A 14611-nucleotide genomic window follows, 5' to 3' on the forward strand; every position below is an offset into this window, starting at 1 on the left:
CACGGACTACGTCCTGCGGGCGTGCAGGAGCAGGATCGAGGCCAGGGCCGGCCGGGCGCAGGCGAGCCGGTCCAGCGCCCGCAGCGGACGCGGTACGCCGTGGAAGGGCGCTCCTTCGAGCCGTACGACCTCGAAGCCGGCCGCCGCGACGAACTCCCGCAGCGCGCGGGCGGTGTACAGCCGCAGATGTCCCACGACCTCCCGGCCCGGGCGGCCGTGGATCGCGCGCAGGCTCACCTCGGAGAAGACGGGCTGGACGCCTGCCAGCAGGAGGGCGCGGTTGTACCAGGCCGCGAGGTTGGGGGTGGAGAGCATCAGATGGCCCCCGGGGCGCAGCACGCGGCGCAGCTCGTCGAGGGCGGCGTCCGGGTCGACCAGGTGCTCGATCACCTCGCTGAACAGGACGGCGTCCGCGGCGGCTGTGCGGAACGGCAGCCCGCCGTCGGTGAGTTCGCCGCGGACGGCGTACGCCAGGCGGGGGCGGGCCCGGTGCAGGGCGTCCTGGGACCAGTCGACGCCGACGATGCGGTGGCCGGGCAGCAGGGGGGCGGCGGTCGCCGCGGCGGTGCCGTCGCCGCAGCCGACGTCGAGGATGAGGCTCGGCGCGGTGCCCTCGCCGAGGGCGGTGGCGAGCATGCGGGCCTGGCGGAGGCTGCGGGGGGTGCCGGAGGCGACCGGGACGGCGGGGTTCTCGTAGAAGTCGCGCAGGCCCTCGGGGGGTGCGGTGGTGGTCATCGGGTGACCTCCGTCGCGTGCAGGTGGTGCGCGAACAGCTCCCGCAGACGGGCGCCGTCGCCCGGGCCGAGAAGGCTGTGCGACCAGCGCAGGGCCAGGTGCAGGCGGCCCGCTGTGGAGGCGGTGGTGAAGGTCAGGCCGCGCGGCATACGGGCCGGTGCCGAGAACCAGACCGCGTGCGCGCGTCCGGCCTCCTCGCCGAAGTCCAGGGAGTAGGGGATGCGGCCGATGTTGCTCAGCAGCGTGGTGGACGTCCAGGGGGCGGCGGCCCGGCGCAGGGTCCGGGCGAGCGCGCCGCGCCAGGGGACCGGCAGGACCGGGGCGGTCAGGAGGGCGGCTCCGTGGCCGAGTTGGGGGCGGGGCAGGGACTTCAGGGCGCGGGTGCGGGTGGCGGTGCGGTGCAGCAGGCCGGGCATGCCGGTCGTGGCCTCGCTCAACTCGTCCGGCGTGAAGGGGACCTCGACCAGGCGGGTGCCGTTGCCGATGGGCATCGTCGCATCACGGGGGCGGTCGTCGACCGGCATGGTGATGCGCAGCGGGCGGGGGCGGGCTCCGTGGTCGCGGTTCCAGTGGGCGACGGTCAGGGCGGTGGCGACCATGAGCTGGTCGTTGACCGTGTAGGGGGAGCCCTTGGGGCGGTGCGGGAGGGGCAGTTCGGTGACCAGGACGTCGTTGCCGGGGGTGGGCCCGGGGGTGCCGGGGGCCACGCGGGCCGGCGGGCTCCAGTGGGAGGGCGCGGCGGCGGCGGGCGGTTCGGCGGTGGCCGCACGGACGGGTGGGGCGGCGGGGGAGTTGTCCTTGCCGCCGTACAGCTCGGCGGCGGTGGCCAGGACGCGCAGGCAGGCCGGGCCGTCGAGGGCGACGTGGTTGACGGTGAGGACCAGGGCCGTGCCCTCGTCCTGAGGGCCCGCCACGACCTCCAGGCGGATCGGCGGGGACAGCGAGAGCGCGGGCGCCTGGGCCAGGGCCCGCGTGCGCGCGTCCCGCAGCGCGTCCTTCCCCGGTCGCGGAAAGCTCACCACCTCCACGTCCGGCGCCCGGGTCAGCTCCCATTCGTAGCGGCGGCGCCACCACGGGCCCGGGGCCTCGCGCATCAGGACACGCGGGTGGCGGCGCAGGGCCTCGCCGAAGGCCTGGCGAAGCCGCGCCGGATCCAGCCGGCCGGGGAGGCGGACCTCGATGTGGACCGTCTCCGGTTCCTCGTCCTGCCGGCAGTGGCGTGCCACCTCGTCCACCACCGGGAACGGCAGCCGTTGCGGCGTGCGGGGCGTGACGTTCTCCAGTTGGGTCATCGGCCGTCGTCTCCCCCCTTGGGCTCCGGACCGCCCGGACCGCGCGCCGAGACGGGCGGTCCGGCCTCGCCGCGCGGGAACGGCTCCTGCGCCTGCCCCCCGAGCCGGGGCAACGTCTTCGCGGGGGCCGCCTGAGGGGGCACCGGCGTCGTACCCGGCGGCGGGGGCACCGCCGGCAGCACCGCCGTCGTACCCGGATCGCCACCCCGCTCCCGCACGCCCACCAGCGCCGCGAACAGACCGGTCAGCGCGAGCAGTTGGGCCACCGGCGAGAAGGCGCCCACGCCTTCCCCGGCGGGTTCGCCCGCACCCGTCGCCGCCACCACGCCCGCCGCCGCGAGCGCCCCGAACGCGAGCGGCACCAGCAGCGCGTGCCGCCGGTGCGCCAGCACCGCCAGCGCCGGCACCAGCAGCGCGAACCATCCGGCGATCACCACGCCCACCAGCGTCAGCGCCACCGTGCCCAGCCACAGCCCGGGCGCCGGGGGCACCGGCTGGGGGGCGTCGGGGTTGGGTGCGCGCCTGCGCCAGACGACCAGGCCGACGAGCGCGGCCAGCCCCACCCCGCTGCCGATCAGCCCCGCCTCGTACGCCGTCGCCGGCTCGTACGACAGCCTGATCGTGCCGCCCGCTCCGGCCGGGACGCGCCAGCCCTGCTGCCAGCCGTCAAGCCGGACCGGTGTGAGCTCCTCGCCGTTCAGCGTGGCCCGCCAGCCGTCGTTGAAGTTCTCGTACGTCGTCAGGTACGAGGCCGCGCCCGCGCCGGCCGTCACCTCCCGGCGGTCACCGAGCCAGTCCCGTATCCGCAGGTCACGGCCGGTGGACCCCGGCTGTGTCAGCGTGCCCCGGGTCAGCGTCACATCCGTCAGGACCAGCGGTCCGGCGTCGCCGGCCTCGACGCGGTGCGTGCCCTCGGACAGTCGCAGACCGCGCTCCGGGCACAGGGTCACCTGCACCGGCCGGCGCTCGGTCAGGTCCCTCACCGTGCCCGTGACGCCGGTCCGGTACAGCTCGCCGTCGACCGCCAGCAACGGTCCCTCGCCGCACGGCAGGGAGAACTCCCGGTCGGGGCGGGGCTGTGGGGTCCGGTAGCTGTCGAGGGCCGGGAGATAGGCCTCGGTCAGGCCCACCGGCAGTTGCAGGGCCTCGTCGACGACCGGGTTGTGGAGGGTGAGCGGAGCCGTCCCGGTGACCGTGATCTCCAGGCGGTCGGTCGTGATCGCCGGGAAGCGCACCCAGCCGTTCTCGTCCACACCGGCGCTCGCCGCGCCGTCGGGGGAGCTGATGCGCACCTGCGTGGGCCGGCTGGACAGCCCGCCGGCCGCCGCCAGCACCAGCTCACTCACCGGCTGCCTGCCCTCCCAGCGCAGATGGATCGTGGGCCGGTCGCCCGCGATCCACGCCGTCGTCAGGTCGCCGTCGGTGAGGTTGCGCGCGGCGAGGCCCGCGCCCAGCCGGGCGGTGGAGTCGGCGGTGGCGGTGATGCGCTGCTGCTGTCCGGGCGCGATCTCGTAGAGCAGCCGGTCCAGTTCCTCGCCTGGCACCGGCACCGCGCTCGCCGTCACCTCGTACGTCCCCGCACCGGCCGTGCGGAAACTGCGGTGCAGGCCCGCCTCGGTGCCGGTCCGGGAGAGGCCGGTGGGGTCGGCCGGGCGGTGCAGGGAGATGATCTCCGAGGCCGCGGCGGAGACGTCCGAGGGCAGCCGCAGCATGCGCGTCACCTGCACGTCCGGCAGCTGGATCTCGGCGAAGCCCGCCCCGGTCAGCCCGGCCCTGCGGGCCACGGAGTCGACGATCGTCAGCTTCATCCAGCCGGTCGCGCCCGCCGGAGCCCTGACGCTCTGCGTCATGCCGTTCGGCTGGAGGAAGCTGGTCACCGACCCGCGCTCCGTCTCCACCCGCACCCGCGTGGCGGCTGCCCGCACGCTCTCCTGCGGCAGCGGCGTCACCTCGAAGGACGACGGCATGTCGTACTCGTCCGCGCCGTCGCCGCCCGTGCCGGCGAACTCGATGCGCAGCCACTGCCCGTTCGGCGAGGCGACCGAGCCCTCCGTCCAGGCGGTGGCCGGGTCGCCGTCGAAGGCCCCCACGGGGTCGAACTGCGGCAGGTGGAACAGCCAGTTGCCGTACGAGGACGCCGTCACCGACCGCGCCCCGCGCAGCTCGGCCACCGTCTGGTGGCGGGTACCGGACACCGGCAGGATCTGGTGCGGCGGCTCACCGGCGTCCTGGTGGGCGCCCGGCGCGTTCCGCTCGTCCCGGGTGTACGTGTACGACGTGTTGGCGTTGACCAGCCCGAACCGCGTGTCGGCGCGGCGCAGCCCGTCGCCGGTCACCTGCAGCTGCGGTGAGCCGAGCCCCGGGTGGTTGTCGCCGGACAGCACGGTCGCCCGGCCGCGCAGCGCGGCGGCGAGCGGCAGCAGCGACTCGGGACCGCCGGAGACGACGGCCGTGCCGGCGATCGGGTGCAGGGCGGCCTGCACGGGCCGGGGTACACCCTCGCCGCCCGGCCGGTAGATCTCCACCGCCCGCTGGCGCGGGTAGAGCCCCTCGACCTGGAGCGGGGTGTCGTCGGCGATCCGGCCGCCGGTCATGACCGGGCCGAGCCCGGTCACCCGCCGGTAGCCGGACTGCTCCAGCGTCCGCTTGACCGTCGTGGTGGGGACGGCACCGAGCTGGTCGGGGTCGAGGTCGTTGCGGACCACGACGTAGTGGATGCCCGCCCGGCTCAGGAAGTCGGCCAGGCCCGGGACTTCGGCACCGGTGAGCAGGGCCTGCTCCACGGCGTCCATCGCGCGGCGGTTGCCTGGCGTGCCGAAGGGGACGTAATCCCGCTGGGCCCAGCGGGACCCGGCGAGCACGTCGAGGGGCTGGTCGATGGTGGAGCCCCAGGTGTGGATGCCGTGCGCGGTGGCCGGGACGACCAGGGCGCGGGAGTCGGGGGAGTACTTCTCCAGCCAGTCGGCGGTGGCCCGCCAGTACTTCGGGAGCTCCTGGAAGGAACCGGCGTTGAGGATCGACCCGTTGACGTACGGCCACACCAGCCCCGGCAGCACCAGCACCGCCGCGGCCAGCGGGGCGAACCGGCGGCCGCGCAGCGGCCGGGCGCCGCGCGGCTCGGCGGCCACCGCCACCAGGTGGGCGAGGCCGAGGACCAGGGCGAGGGCCAGGCCCGTCTGGAACTTGTAGATGTTCCGGAACGGCGCCAGCCGGCCGTTCAGCCAGTCCTGCACGGTCTCGTGGAAGGGCGCCCCGAACGCGCCGCCGTACCCGGCGAGCAGGACCAGCCCCGTCACGAGCACGGTCAGCACCAGCCAGCGCCGCTCCGGCATGTCCCGCCGCGCCAGCCCGGCCAGCCCCAGTCCGGCGGCCAGCGCCGAGCAGACCACCACGAGCGCCGAGGACACCACCGTCCAGCCGGCCGGCAGCCACGCCTCGCCGAAATGCAGATACGCCACCCAGTTCCCGGCGCCGCGCAGCGCCTCGGTGGCCGCCATGGTGTCGGTCGTGGTCCGGGAAGTCTCGATGTAGGGAAGGAAGTTCTCGCCGTAGGCGCCGAGCAGCAGCAGCGGTATCCACCACCAGGCGGTCGCCAGCGCCACGCCCGGCGCCCACCAGGCGATCAGCTTGCGCTGCCGTGGGCCGGGCGGGCGGGACAGCAGATACAGGCCCACCGGAAGCAGCGACGCCAGCGTCGAGGCCGCGTTCACGCCGCCCATGAAGGGGACGACCAGCGCCGAACGCAGCGCCGCCACCCGGGCCGAGTGGCGGTCATCGGTCAGCGGCAGCAGCACCCACGGCAGAAAGGCTCCGGGCAGCGCGGCGGCGGACGTCGAGCCGACGACGATCGTGAACAGCGGCCACAGCGCGTACGCCAGCGCGGCGAGCAGCCGGGAGGCACCGCTGCCGACGCGCAGCCGCTCGGCCAGCCGCAGCGCGCCCCAGAAGGCGACCGACACGACCAGCGACATCCACAGACGCTCCGCGAGCCACACCGGCAGGTCGACCGCGCGGCACAGCCAGTGGAACGGGAGCATCGGCCACAGGTAGCCGGCGTACTGGTCCTGGATGCCGCCGAAGCCGCCCCGGTCGTGCCACAACTGGCCGAGGTCGGCGAGGAACCTGCCCGGGTCGACGGTGACCCCGAGCTTGGTGTCGAAGGTCTGCCGGCCCGGCCGTACCGCGAGGAACAGCACGAGGACCACGGCCCAGAACCCCAGCAGCCAGCGCCGCGACCGCGGGCCCTCCGGGGGGCCCGCCGCGGTCGCGGTGGTGGGGACGGCTGCGGGAGGAGGGGCCTGGACCGTGGTCGTCATGGGGGACACCGCCGGAGGATGAGGAGGAGGTTCCAGGTGGCCACCTCACGGATGCCGGGCGCCTTGACGACGGCCTCCGCGAGGAACGGCCAGTAGCGGGAGCGCGCCGTGACGAGCGTGACGTCGTCGCGGGCGCGGACCTGCCGCAGGGTGGGGCCGATGTGCACGGCGAAGAGGTTCTCGCCGAGGGTGTGCTTGGCGGGCCTTCCGGTCCGGCGGCGGTAGCGGGCGCGGGCCCGTTCGGCGCCGAGGTAGTGCCAGGGGGCCCACTCGTGGCCGCCCCACGGGGAGAGCCAGTTGGTGAACGACACGTAGATCAGACCGCCGGGCCGTGTGACGCGTGCCAGCTCACTGAGGAAGGTCTGCGGGTCGGCCACGTGCTCCAGGACGTTGGAGGAGAACGTCACGTCGGCGACCCCGTCGGGCAGCGGCAGCAGATAGCCGTCGGCGACCACGGTGCCGTCGGGCGGCTTCTCGCCCAGTTCGGTCACGTCGGGCTCGAAGAGGTAGGCGTGCGCGCCGCGCCGCCGGAACTCCTCGGTGAAGTGCCCGCCGCCCCCGCCGACGTCGACGACGATCCGCCCGGCGACCGGCCCGTCGTACGCCTCGACCTGGTCGGCGGAGTCCCGGGCGAGCAGCGAGTAGCAGGCGCCGGGGTCGTCCTGCTCGCGCAGGAAGGCCCGGAAGAGGGCGAGGGAGCGCCGCAACGACGGATCCTTGAACCCCCGGTGAGATGACGCCGTGGAGGGGCGCGGGGAACTGCGCGATCGACCACGGACGACCCGCAGTCGCCGGCCGGCCGCGGGCGTACGGCGCGGGGGCGTCATGGCGTCCAGCCCCGCACCGCTTCCGCGGCAGCCGCCCGGAACTGCAGCACCGTACGGTCCCACCGGTACCGGGCGGCGTGTTCGAGGGCCGCCTTGCCCATGAGCTCCCGTCGATGCGCGGACAGTGCCAGCGTGCACCAGGCCGCCGCGAAGGAGGACTCGCCGGCTGCCAGGACGCCGGTCTCGCCGTCGACGACGGAGTCCCGCAGACCGGGCACGTCGAAGCCGATCGCGGGGGTCCCGCGCGCGGCGGCCTCGGTCACCACCAGGCCCCATCCCTCCACCGCCGACGGATGCAGCAGCAGCCAGGCCGCGCACAGCAGACGGTGTTTCTCGGCCTCGCTGACCCGCCCGGTGAACTCGACGCCCGGTCCGGCCAGCGCGGCGAGCCGCTCCCGTTCGGGGCCGTCGCCCACGATCACCAGACGGCCGCCGGTGACCGGGCGGACCCGCTCCCACAGCCGCAGCAGCAGATCGACGCGCTTGTACTCGACGAGCCGGCCGACCGCCACGAACAGCGGCTCGGGGGAGCGTTCGGCGAGCGGTCCGGGCTCCTCCACGCCGTTGGGGACCACCCGGATGCGTTCGCGTGCCACGCCGAGCGCGCGCAGCGCGTGGGCGGTGGACGGGGAGACCGCGACCAGCAGACCGTGGGACTGCGCACCGGTCAGCGCCCAGTGCTCCAGGCGCCGGCCGATCCGGGCGGCGGGCGCGAGCGGGCCGCCGAAGCGCATCCGCCACAGGTCGGAGTGGACGTGGTTGACCAGGCAGAGGGTGGGGCCGCGGTGCCACAGCGGGGCGAGGTAGGGCATGCCGTTGCAGACCTCGACCAGCAGGTCGCAGTCGCCGACCTGGCGGGCGAAGGCCGAGCGGGCGCGCAGGTAGTGGCCGTAGGCGCCGCCCGCGGAGACGACCCGGTAGTCGCGGAACGCCGCCGGGCCGCCGCACAGCAGCGTGACCTGGTGGCCGAGGCGGGTCAGGCCCTCGGCCAGCCGGTCGACGAGCAGCTCGGAGCCGCCCGCCGCCGGGTTGCCGAGGTCCCGGTGGGCGAGGAAGACGATGCGGCGCGGCGGCGGGGGGAGCGCCGGGTGCCGCTGCTGCGGCCGGGGGAGGGCGGTGCGCAGCGGCTGCGGTACGTGCTGGGGCATGGGTGCTCCAACTCGTCTCGGGGTGCGGAACTCGAAGCGGGGGAGGGGGATGTTGCCGGTGGGGAAGGGAGGTTCTGCTGTGGGGGAGGGGGATGTTGCCGGTGGGGAAGGGAGGTTCTGCTGTGGGGAAGGGACGTCGTGCCGGTGGGGCAGGGAGGTTCTGCCGTGGGGAAGGAGGGTTCTGCTGTGGGGAAGGGCGGTTTCTTTGCCTGGCCTGGGTGGGACCTGTGGACGGGATGTGCGCGGGGTGGGGTTGGACAGTTTTCGCCGAGGCGTTCGTCACGGCTACTCACGCACATGACAATTTCGTTGCTTGTTGTACCTGACGGCACGTCACAATGTGAGCCCCGGTCCGATTCCGGGCCTTGACGGCTACCCGGACCGTGCCGACACTGGGCCGACGGGCGGGGTGGGCACCGGGGTGGGACGACCTCCGGACCAGAGAGGCTGACCTCGCATGTCCAGACTGATCGCCGCCACCGTGACCGTCGTGGTCGCGGCCGCCCTCGCGGTGGGCGCCGCGCTCGGCGTCGTCGCGCTGCTCGAAGCCACCCCCGAGCAGCCCAACAGCCCCCTGATCACCTACGAGCAAGCGGGCCAGGGGAGCTGACCGGTGACCGCCCGCCCGGCAACCGCCACCCCGCCCGCCGCCACCGGCACGGCCGGGGCGTCCCGCTCCGCCTGGCACGAGGTGCCCCGGCTCCAGGTGCGCAGGTTCGCGGGGATCGCCATGGCCGAGGCGCCCGCGCTGGCCGAGGAGATCCTGCGCGAGATCCGCCGCGAGTACCCGCACCTGCCGCTCGTGCTGGACGAGAGCGGCGAGCCCATGGCGCTGGTCGGCATCCGGCGCGCCATCGAGGTGTTCGTGCAGCACCTGGAGCACGCCGACTACTCGACGGGCCGCCCCACCGTGCCGCCCGGCGTCTTCCAGGACTTCGGCCGCGGCGAGGGCCTCAACGGCCGCACGCTGGACTCGCTGCAGGCGATCTACCGGATGGGGGTACGGCTGGCCTGGCGCCGTTTCGCCGACATCGGCCAGCGTGTGGAGATCCCGCCACCCGCGATGTACGAGCTGGTCGACGCGGGCTACGAGTACCTCGACGGACTGGTCGACCAGTCCGTGCGCGGCTACGCCGAGGCCGCCGCCCGCCAGGCGGGGGAACGGCTGCGCCTGCAGCGCCGGCTCATGGAACTGCTGCTCGCCGAACGCCACCGCGGCGACCCCGCCGACGCCCTCGCCGAACGCGCCGCCCGGATCGGGTGGCAGCTGCCCGACAAGGTCGCGGTCGGGGTGCTGCTGCGCCCGGCGCGGGAGGCGCTCGCCCCCGCCGTCGGGCAGGGCGTGCTGCTCGACCTGGAGTACGAGCAGCCCCGCATGGTGGTGCCCGAACCGGACGCCGCCGGGCGGCCCGAGCTGCTGCAACGCGCCCTCGGCGGCTGGGCGGGCGCCATCGGGCCGCCGGTGCCGCTGGCCGACGCCGCGAAGTCGCTGCGCTGGGCAGAGGCCGCCGTACGCCTGATGGAACGGCGGCTGCTGCCCGCCGGGGAGGTGCTGTTCTGCACCGAGCACACCGAGGCGCTGGTGCTGCTCCAGCCCGAGGAACTCCTCGACGACCTGGCGTCGCGCTGCCTCGCCCCGCTCGCGCACTGCGGCCCCGCGCACGCGCGACGGCTCGCGGAGACGCTGCTGGCCTGGCTGGAGACGCGCGGCGGGGCGCCGGAGGTCGCGGAGCGCCTCGGTGTGCATCCTCAGACCGTCCGGTACCGGTTGCGCCAGATGCGGGAGCTGTGGGGCGACGAGATCGACGACCCCGACCGGCGCTTCGAACTGGAACTGGTGCTGCGCGCCCGGCGGTTGCGGGGCGAGATCGGCCGGGGCCGTGCTCAGCCTCGCCGGGCTGCGCCGCCGACGGGAAGGCGGGTGAGGTCGCGCCCGACGACCACGCGCCCGGAGTAGCCCCTGCTCGCCTTGGCGTGCCAGGTGGTGTCCGGGACGATGTTGGTGGCGCCGGGCACCAGATGGCTGAGGACCAGCGTGGGCACGCCGGCACGGGACGCCAGCGGGCCGACCCGGCCGGCGTCGGTGTGGCTGATCTCCATGTGCCGCTGCTGCGCCGGTTTCAGCCCGCCGAGGGCGAGCGTGTCCAGGTCCATCACCTCGTGCACCAGGACGTCCGCGCCGCGCGCCAGCCGGGCCACGTTGCCGCACGGGGCGGTGTCTCCGCTGAACACGACCGATCCGTCAGCGGTGTCGAAGCGGAAGGCGAAGGACGGGTAGACCGGCGGATGCTCCACCAGCACCGCCGTGACCAGCACCCGCTCGTCGCGCATCACCTCGAACGGCTCCATCGGCGGCGCCATCAGCTTGCGCGCCCCGGCGCCCCTCGGCGGGCGGAACCGGATGTCGTGCGGCACGATCAGCTCCCGGATGTCGGGCCAGCCCTCACTGCGCATCCGGACGTTGATGTCGTAGGCGGTCGCGTCGATGTGACCGGCGATCAGGTCCTTCGTGCCCGGTGCGGGCGCCGACGGGCACACGGTGCGCACGCTGCGTCCGGCGGGGTGGACGGCGGGCAGGGTCCCGGCGGAACCGGGTCCGTAGATGTGCACGGGCCCGCCGAGCGGCTGGAAGCCGCCGAAGCGCAGCCACAGCAGCGGGTACAGGTCCGAGAGATGGTCCGAGTGCAGATGCGTGACGAACACCGCGGTCAGCTGCTCCGGCGTCAGCCAGGCCTGCGCGTACCGGGCGAACGTGCCCGGCCCGCAGTCCACGAGGTAGACCCGCCCGTCGACGACCAGCGCGGAGCAGATGCCGGCCCGCCCGTGCATGGGGACGGGGCCGCCGCTGGTGCCGAGCAGCACCAGCTGGGTGCCCTTGTGCGGTTCGGCGACCGCCGGGGTGGGGTGCAGGGGAAGCGCGGCGACCGCGCCGGCGCCGGAGGCGACGGCGGCGGTACGCAGGACGGTGCGGCGGCTGGGCGCGGGGAAACTGGGCATGGCGGATCCCGGGGAGGCTGAGGGGTGCACGGGGCCGCGGGCGCGCGGCGGGGACGCGACGTCGAACGGTGTTGTCCTCCCGTTGCCCTGCCGGGCGCCGGACGTCCGACCTCGTCACTGAGTCAACGACTTGGGGCCGCCGCGGGCTTTGGTCCGGCGCCCCAAACTCGGCCGGATCTTTGGCACGCGGGCCTCATGCGGGACCGGTCCCGGCTTCGGCCGCGGGTCTCGCGCGGCGTCCGGACGCCGGGCAGCCGCGCGAACGCGGCTGCCCGCCGATCGCCCTTTCGGCTCAGCCGGGCCCCAGCAGCCGCACGATCTCCAGTGCCATCCGCACCTCCAGCGTGTCCTGCTCCAGCGGCCGGCCGAGCAGCCGCTCGGCCCGCCGCACCCGGTACGTCACCGTGTTCCGCGCCACGAACAGCCGCTCGGCCGCCCCCTGCGGGCTGCGCCCCTCCGCCAGGTACACGCGGAGCGTCTCCCGCAGCTCCCGCACCCGCGGATCGTCGGCGCCCAGCCCCCCGAGGACGCGCGCCGCGAACCACCGGGCGTGTTCCACGTCGGCGGTGAGCAGGGCGGCCGTGCTCACGTCGGCGTAGTCGCACAGCCAGCCGGTGTGGCCGAAGCGGTCCATGCGCCGGGCCTCGCGGGCGCCGCGGTGGCTGCGCCGGAAGCCTTCGGGGCCGTACCCCACCGGTCCCAGCGCGGCCCGAAGCGGGCGGCGTTCGGGGACCAGCCGGGACAGCCCGGCCAGGGCGTCCCTCGCCGGCTCGGCCGACCAGCAGGCCCACGCCCACAGCTCGGCGCTGCCCGCCGCCACGCTCAGCAGGTTCTCCGCCCCGGCCGCCCGGCCCAGCTCGGCGGCCAGCAGCCTCAGTTCGTCCGTCGAGGTGGCCTCGGGCGAACCGGTGGTGACGATGAACGCCGCGTGATGGCGGGCCAGTTCGTAGCCGAGTGTGCGTGCCGCGACGGCCCCGCCGACCAGCCGCCCGGACAGCAGGTCGTCCACGATCCTGCGGCGCGCCGCCTCCCGGCCGCGCCGCCACCGGTCCCGCTCGGCGACGTACTCCTCGGCGAGCCGGCTGGCCTGCACGTCGGCGTAGACGAACAGCAGCTCGCTGACCCGGTGGCTCTCCTGGATCCGGACCTCGTCCGGCTCCTTGTCGAGCGCCTCCATCAGCCGCCCGTGCAGATACGCGTGCCCGAGCCGCACGCCGCGCAGTACCCGTTCCAGCGGCACGTTGCGGCGGGCCAGTTCGGCGTTGCCCGCCACCGCCTCGGGCACCACCAGCGCGCCCCTCGGCTCCGGCTCGGTGAGCAACCCGCGCAGCGCCTGGAGCACGGTCGCCTCCACGGCCCGGTGGAACGGCGGGTACGCTCCCGGCCCGCCGTGCTCGGGCACCTGGCGCACGATGTGCGCCGCCATGTCCCGGGCGACCTCGACGGCCCAGCCGACCGGCCCCGGCCCGAGCGGCGCCCGCGCCGCGGCCAGGGTCTCGGGCGAGCACACCGGTTCCGGCGGCGCCGCCGAGGGCACCAGCCGCAGCAGCCACGACGACCCGCTCACCCGGCCAGTACAGCAGACGCGGCCCCCGCCGGCGCCCCCGCCGGCGCCCCCGTCAACGGGCCCCCGCCAGGCCCCGGGACCGCAGCACCCGCCGTTCCAGCGGAGCGAACAGCAGCAGGTCCACCGCGATGCCCACGACGAGGATCTCCCCGATGGTGGCGAGCACCAGTGCCATGTCCTGGTAGGAGCGGGCGTTCTCCAGGAGCTGGCCGAGCCCCAGCCCCAGCTCCGGGGAACTGGCGATGAGTTCGGCGGCCATCAGGGACCGCCAGGAGAACGCCCAGCCCTGTTTGAGGCCGGCCAGGTAGCCGGGCAGCGCGGCCGGCAGCAGCACGTACCGCACCCGCGCGGCCCCGGTGGCGCCGAGCACCCGCCCGGCCCGCAGATACAGCGGCGGCACCTGGTCGACCCCGGCCAGCAGCCCGTTCGCTACGGACGGCACGGCACCGAGCAGGATCACCGCGTAGATCGTCGCGTCGGTCAGCCCGAACCACACCACCGCGGCCGGCACCCACGCCACCGACGGCAGCGACTGCAGTCCGGACAGCACCGGCCCGAGCGCGACCCGGACCGGCCGCACCGCGCTCAGCAGCAGGCCCAGCGCGGTCCCCAGCAGCACGGCCGCCGTGAAGCCGAGCGCGCCCCGCTCCATGCTGGTCCACACCGTGGAGAACAGCGTCCCCTCGTACCACTGACCGGACAGCGCCCGTCCCACGTCGGCCGGGGAGGGCAGCAGATAGTCCGGCTTGAGCCGGGCCTCGTACGCGGCCTGCCAGGCGAGCAGCACCAGCACGACGGCCACCAGGGGCGGCACCAGCCGTTGCCGCAGCAGCCGCCCGACGGGTGTCCTGGCGGACCCGGCGGGGGCGCTGTCCAGCGCGTCCAGGCCCGCCTCGACGGCCGCCGTCTCGCGCACCTTCCGGGGCACGACCAACTCACCGGCGGCCATGGCGGCGGATCTCCTCCCGTAACGCGTCGGTGACCAGGGCCGTCAGCGCGGCCTCCGGGGTGCCGTGGGCGCTCCACTCGCGGGCGATCCGGCCCGGCCGGGAGGACAGCAGCACGACCCGCTGCCCGAGCCGTACCGCCTCGCGGACGTTGTGGGTGACGAACAGGACGGTCAGGCCGTTCTCCGCCCAGATGCGGGTGAGTTCCCCGTGCAGCACGTCGCGGGTGATGGCGTCGAGCGCGGCGAACGGCTCGTCCATCAGCAGCACGTCCGCGTCCTGGGCCAGCGCGCGGGCCAGGGCGACGCGCTGGCGCATCCCGCCGGACAGCTCGTGGATCCGCTTGCCGTACGCGTCCTTCAGCCGGACCAGGTCGAGCAGCCGCCGCGCCTCGCCGGGCCGGTCGCGCCGGGGCACCCCGCGCAGCCGCAGCGCGAGTTCGACGTTCCGCCCGGCGCTCAGCCACGGGAACAGGGCGTGGTCCTGGAACATCAGCGCGGGCCGCCGCCCGCCGGGCACGTCGATGGCGCCGGTGGACGGCCGGTCCAGTCCCGCGACCAGGTTGAGCAGCGTGGACTTGCCGCAGCCGGAGGCACCCAGCACACAGACGAACTCGCCGCGGCCGACGGTCAGCCCGATGTCGTCGAGCACGGTCTGGCGGCGCCCGGCGGTGTCGAACCACTTGGAGACACGGGTGAGGCGTACGGCCGCGCGCTCCGCCTCGGCCGGCGGGACGGGACGGGCCGGTGCGCCGGTGTGCAGCATCGTTTCTGACATGGGAT

At 75.2% G+C, this 14611-nt stretch carries 11 protein-coding genes; 2 read left to right on the top strand and 9 right to left on the bottom strand.

Annotation, left to right across the window (positions count from 1 at the left end; all coding sequences use genetic code 11):
* Positions 1-6: 6 nt before the first annotated feature.
* Genes ACGF8A_RS04105 through ACGF8A_RS04125 form a run of 5 tightly spaced genes read right to left on the bottom strand, consistent with a single transcriptional unit; the run spans position 7 to position 8318 of the window.
* Entirely contained in the window at positions 7-735 is a 729-nt protein-coding gene (locus ACGF8A_RS04105; protein ID WP_393103993.1) for a class I SAM-dependent methyltransferase, read from the bottom strand.
* Positions 732-2027 carry a condensation protein gene (locus ACGF8A_RS04110; RefSeq protein ID WP_393103995.1) on the bottom strand — a complete coding sequence of 432 codons (1296 nt, stop codon included), beginning with the start codon at positions 2025-2027 and terminating at the stop codon, positions 732-734. Before ACGF8A_RS04110 ends, ACGF8A_RS04105 begins: the two co-directional genes overlap by 4 nt.
* Positions 2024-6343, bottom strand: a complete 4320-nt coding sequence (locus ACGF8A_RS04115; RefSeq protein ID WP_393103997.1) for an alpha-(1->3)-arabinofuranosyltransferase family protein — start codon at positions 6341-6343, stop codon at positions 2024-2026. Before ACGF8A_RS04115 ends, ACGF8A_RS04110 begins: the two co-directional genes overlap by 4 nt.
* Positions 6340-7131: a class I SAM-dependent methyltransferase gene (locus ACGF8A_RS04120; RefSeq protein WP_393104504.1), complete on the bottom strand. Its 792-nt coding sequence runs from the start codon at positions 7129-7131 to the stop codon at positions 6340-6342. Before ACGF8A_RS04120 ends, ACGF8A_RS04115 begins: the two co-directional genes overlap by 4 nt.
* Positions 7132-7166: 35 nt before the next feature.
* Positions 7167-8318: a glycosyltransferase family 4 protein gene (locus ACGF8A_RS04125; protein WP_393103999.1), complete on the bottom strand. Its 1152-nt coding sequence runs from the start codon at positions 8316-8318 to the stop codon at positions 7167-7169.
* A 457-nt stretch (positions 8319-8775) separates the two neighbouring features.
* On the opposite strand from ACGF8A_RS04125, the gene ACGF8A_RS04130 reads away from it, so the two are divergent.
* Together ACGF8A_RS04130 and ACGF8A_RS04135 are read left to right on the top strand one after the other, a co-directional pair.
* Positions 8776-8928, top strand: coding sequence for a hypothetical protein (locus tag ACGF8A_RS04130; RefSeq protein WP_393104001.1), 153 nt, complete (start codon positions 8776-8778; stop codon positions 8926-8928).
* Positions 8929-8931: 3 nt separating this feature from the next.
* A complete protein-coding gene (locus ACGF8A_RS04135) occupies positions 8932-10275 on the top strand; it encodes a PucR family transcriptional regulator (RefSeq protein ID WP_393104003.1) in 1344 nt (447 codons plus the stop codon).
* On the opposite strand, the gene ACGF8A_RS04140 is transcribed toward ACGF8A_RS04135, so the two are convergent.
* The 4 genes from ACGF8A_RS04140 to ACGF8A_RS04155 form a co-directional block, all read right to left on the bottom strand.
* Positions 10203-11315, bottom strand: coding sequence for an MBL fold metallo-hydrolase (locus ACGF8A_RS04140; protein ID WP_393104005.1), 1113 nt, complete (start codon positions 11313-11315; stop codon positions 10203-10205). The genes ACGF8A_RS04135 and ACGF8A_RS04140 overlap by 73 nt on opposite strands.
* Before the next feature lie 292 nt (positions 11316-11607).
* Positions 11608-12882, bottom strand: a complete 1275-nt coding sequence (locus ACGF8A_RS04145) for a PucR family transcriptional regulator (protein WP_393104007.1) — start codon at positions 12880-12882, stop codon at positions 11608-11610.
* A 52-nt stretch (positions 12883-12934) separates the two neighbouring features.
* On the bottom strand, positions 12935-13831 hold the full coding sequence (locus ACGF8A_RS04150) for an ABC transporter permease (protein WP_393104009.1): 897 nt from the start codon (positions 13829-13831) through the stop codon (positions 12935-12937).
* Positions 13818-14606, bottom strand: a complete 789-nt coding sequence (locus ACGF8A_RS04155) for an ABC transporter ATP-binding protein (RefSeq protein ID WP_393104011.1) — start codon at positions 14604-14606, stop codon at positions 13818-13820. Before ACGF8A_RS04155 ends, ACGF8A_RS04150 begins: the two co-directional genes overlap by 14 nt.
* Between the last annotated feature and the right edge of the window lie 5 nt (positions 14607-14611).

This window comes from Streptomyces sp. NPDC047706 (genome assembly GCF_043204795.1).
Classification (GTDB): Bacteria; Actinomycetota; Actinomycetes; order Streptomycetales; family Streptomycetaceae; genus Streptomyces.

Bases quoted from the DNA above. Each gene is read 5' to 3' on its own strand.
- ACGF8A_RS04105 (WP_393103993.1), bottom strand. From the start codon at position 735: ATGACCACCACCGCACCCCCCGAGGGCCTGCGCGACTTCTACGAGAAC.
- ACGF8A_RS04110 (WP_393103995.1), bottom strand. From the start codon at position 2,027: ATGACCCAACTGGAGAACGTCACGCCCCGCACGCCGCAACGGCTGCCG.
- ACGF8A_RS04115 (WP_393103997.1), bottom strand. From the start codon at position 6,343: ATGACGACCACGGTCCAGGCCCCTCCTCCCGCAGCCGTCCCCACCACC.
- ACGF8A_RS04125 (WP_393103999.1), bottom strand. From the start codon at position 8,318: ATGCCCCAGCACGTACCGCAGCCGCTGCGCACCGCCCTCCCCCGGCCG.
- ACGF8A_RS04130 (WP_393104001.1), top strand. From the start codon at position 8,776: ATGTCCAGACTGATCGCCGCCACCGTGACCGTCGTGGTCGCGGCCGCC.
- ACGF8A_RS04140 (WP_393104005.1), bottom strand. From the start codon at position 11,315: ATGCCCAGTTTCCCCGCGCCCAGCCGCCGCACCGTCCTGCGTACCGCC.
- ACGF8A_RS04150 (WP_393104009.1), bottom strand. From the start codon at position 13,831: ATGGCCGCCGGTGAGTTGGTCGTGCCCCGGAAGGTGCGCGAGACGGCG.
- ACGF8A_RS04155 (WP_393104011.1), bottom strand. From the start codon at position 14,606: ATGTCAGAAACGATGCTGCACACCGGCGCACCGGCCCGTCCCGTCCCG.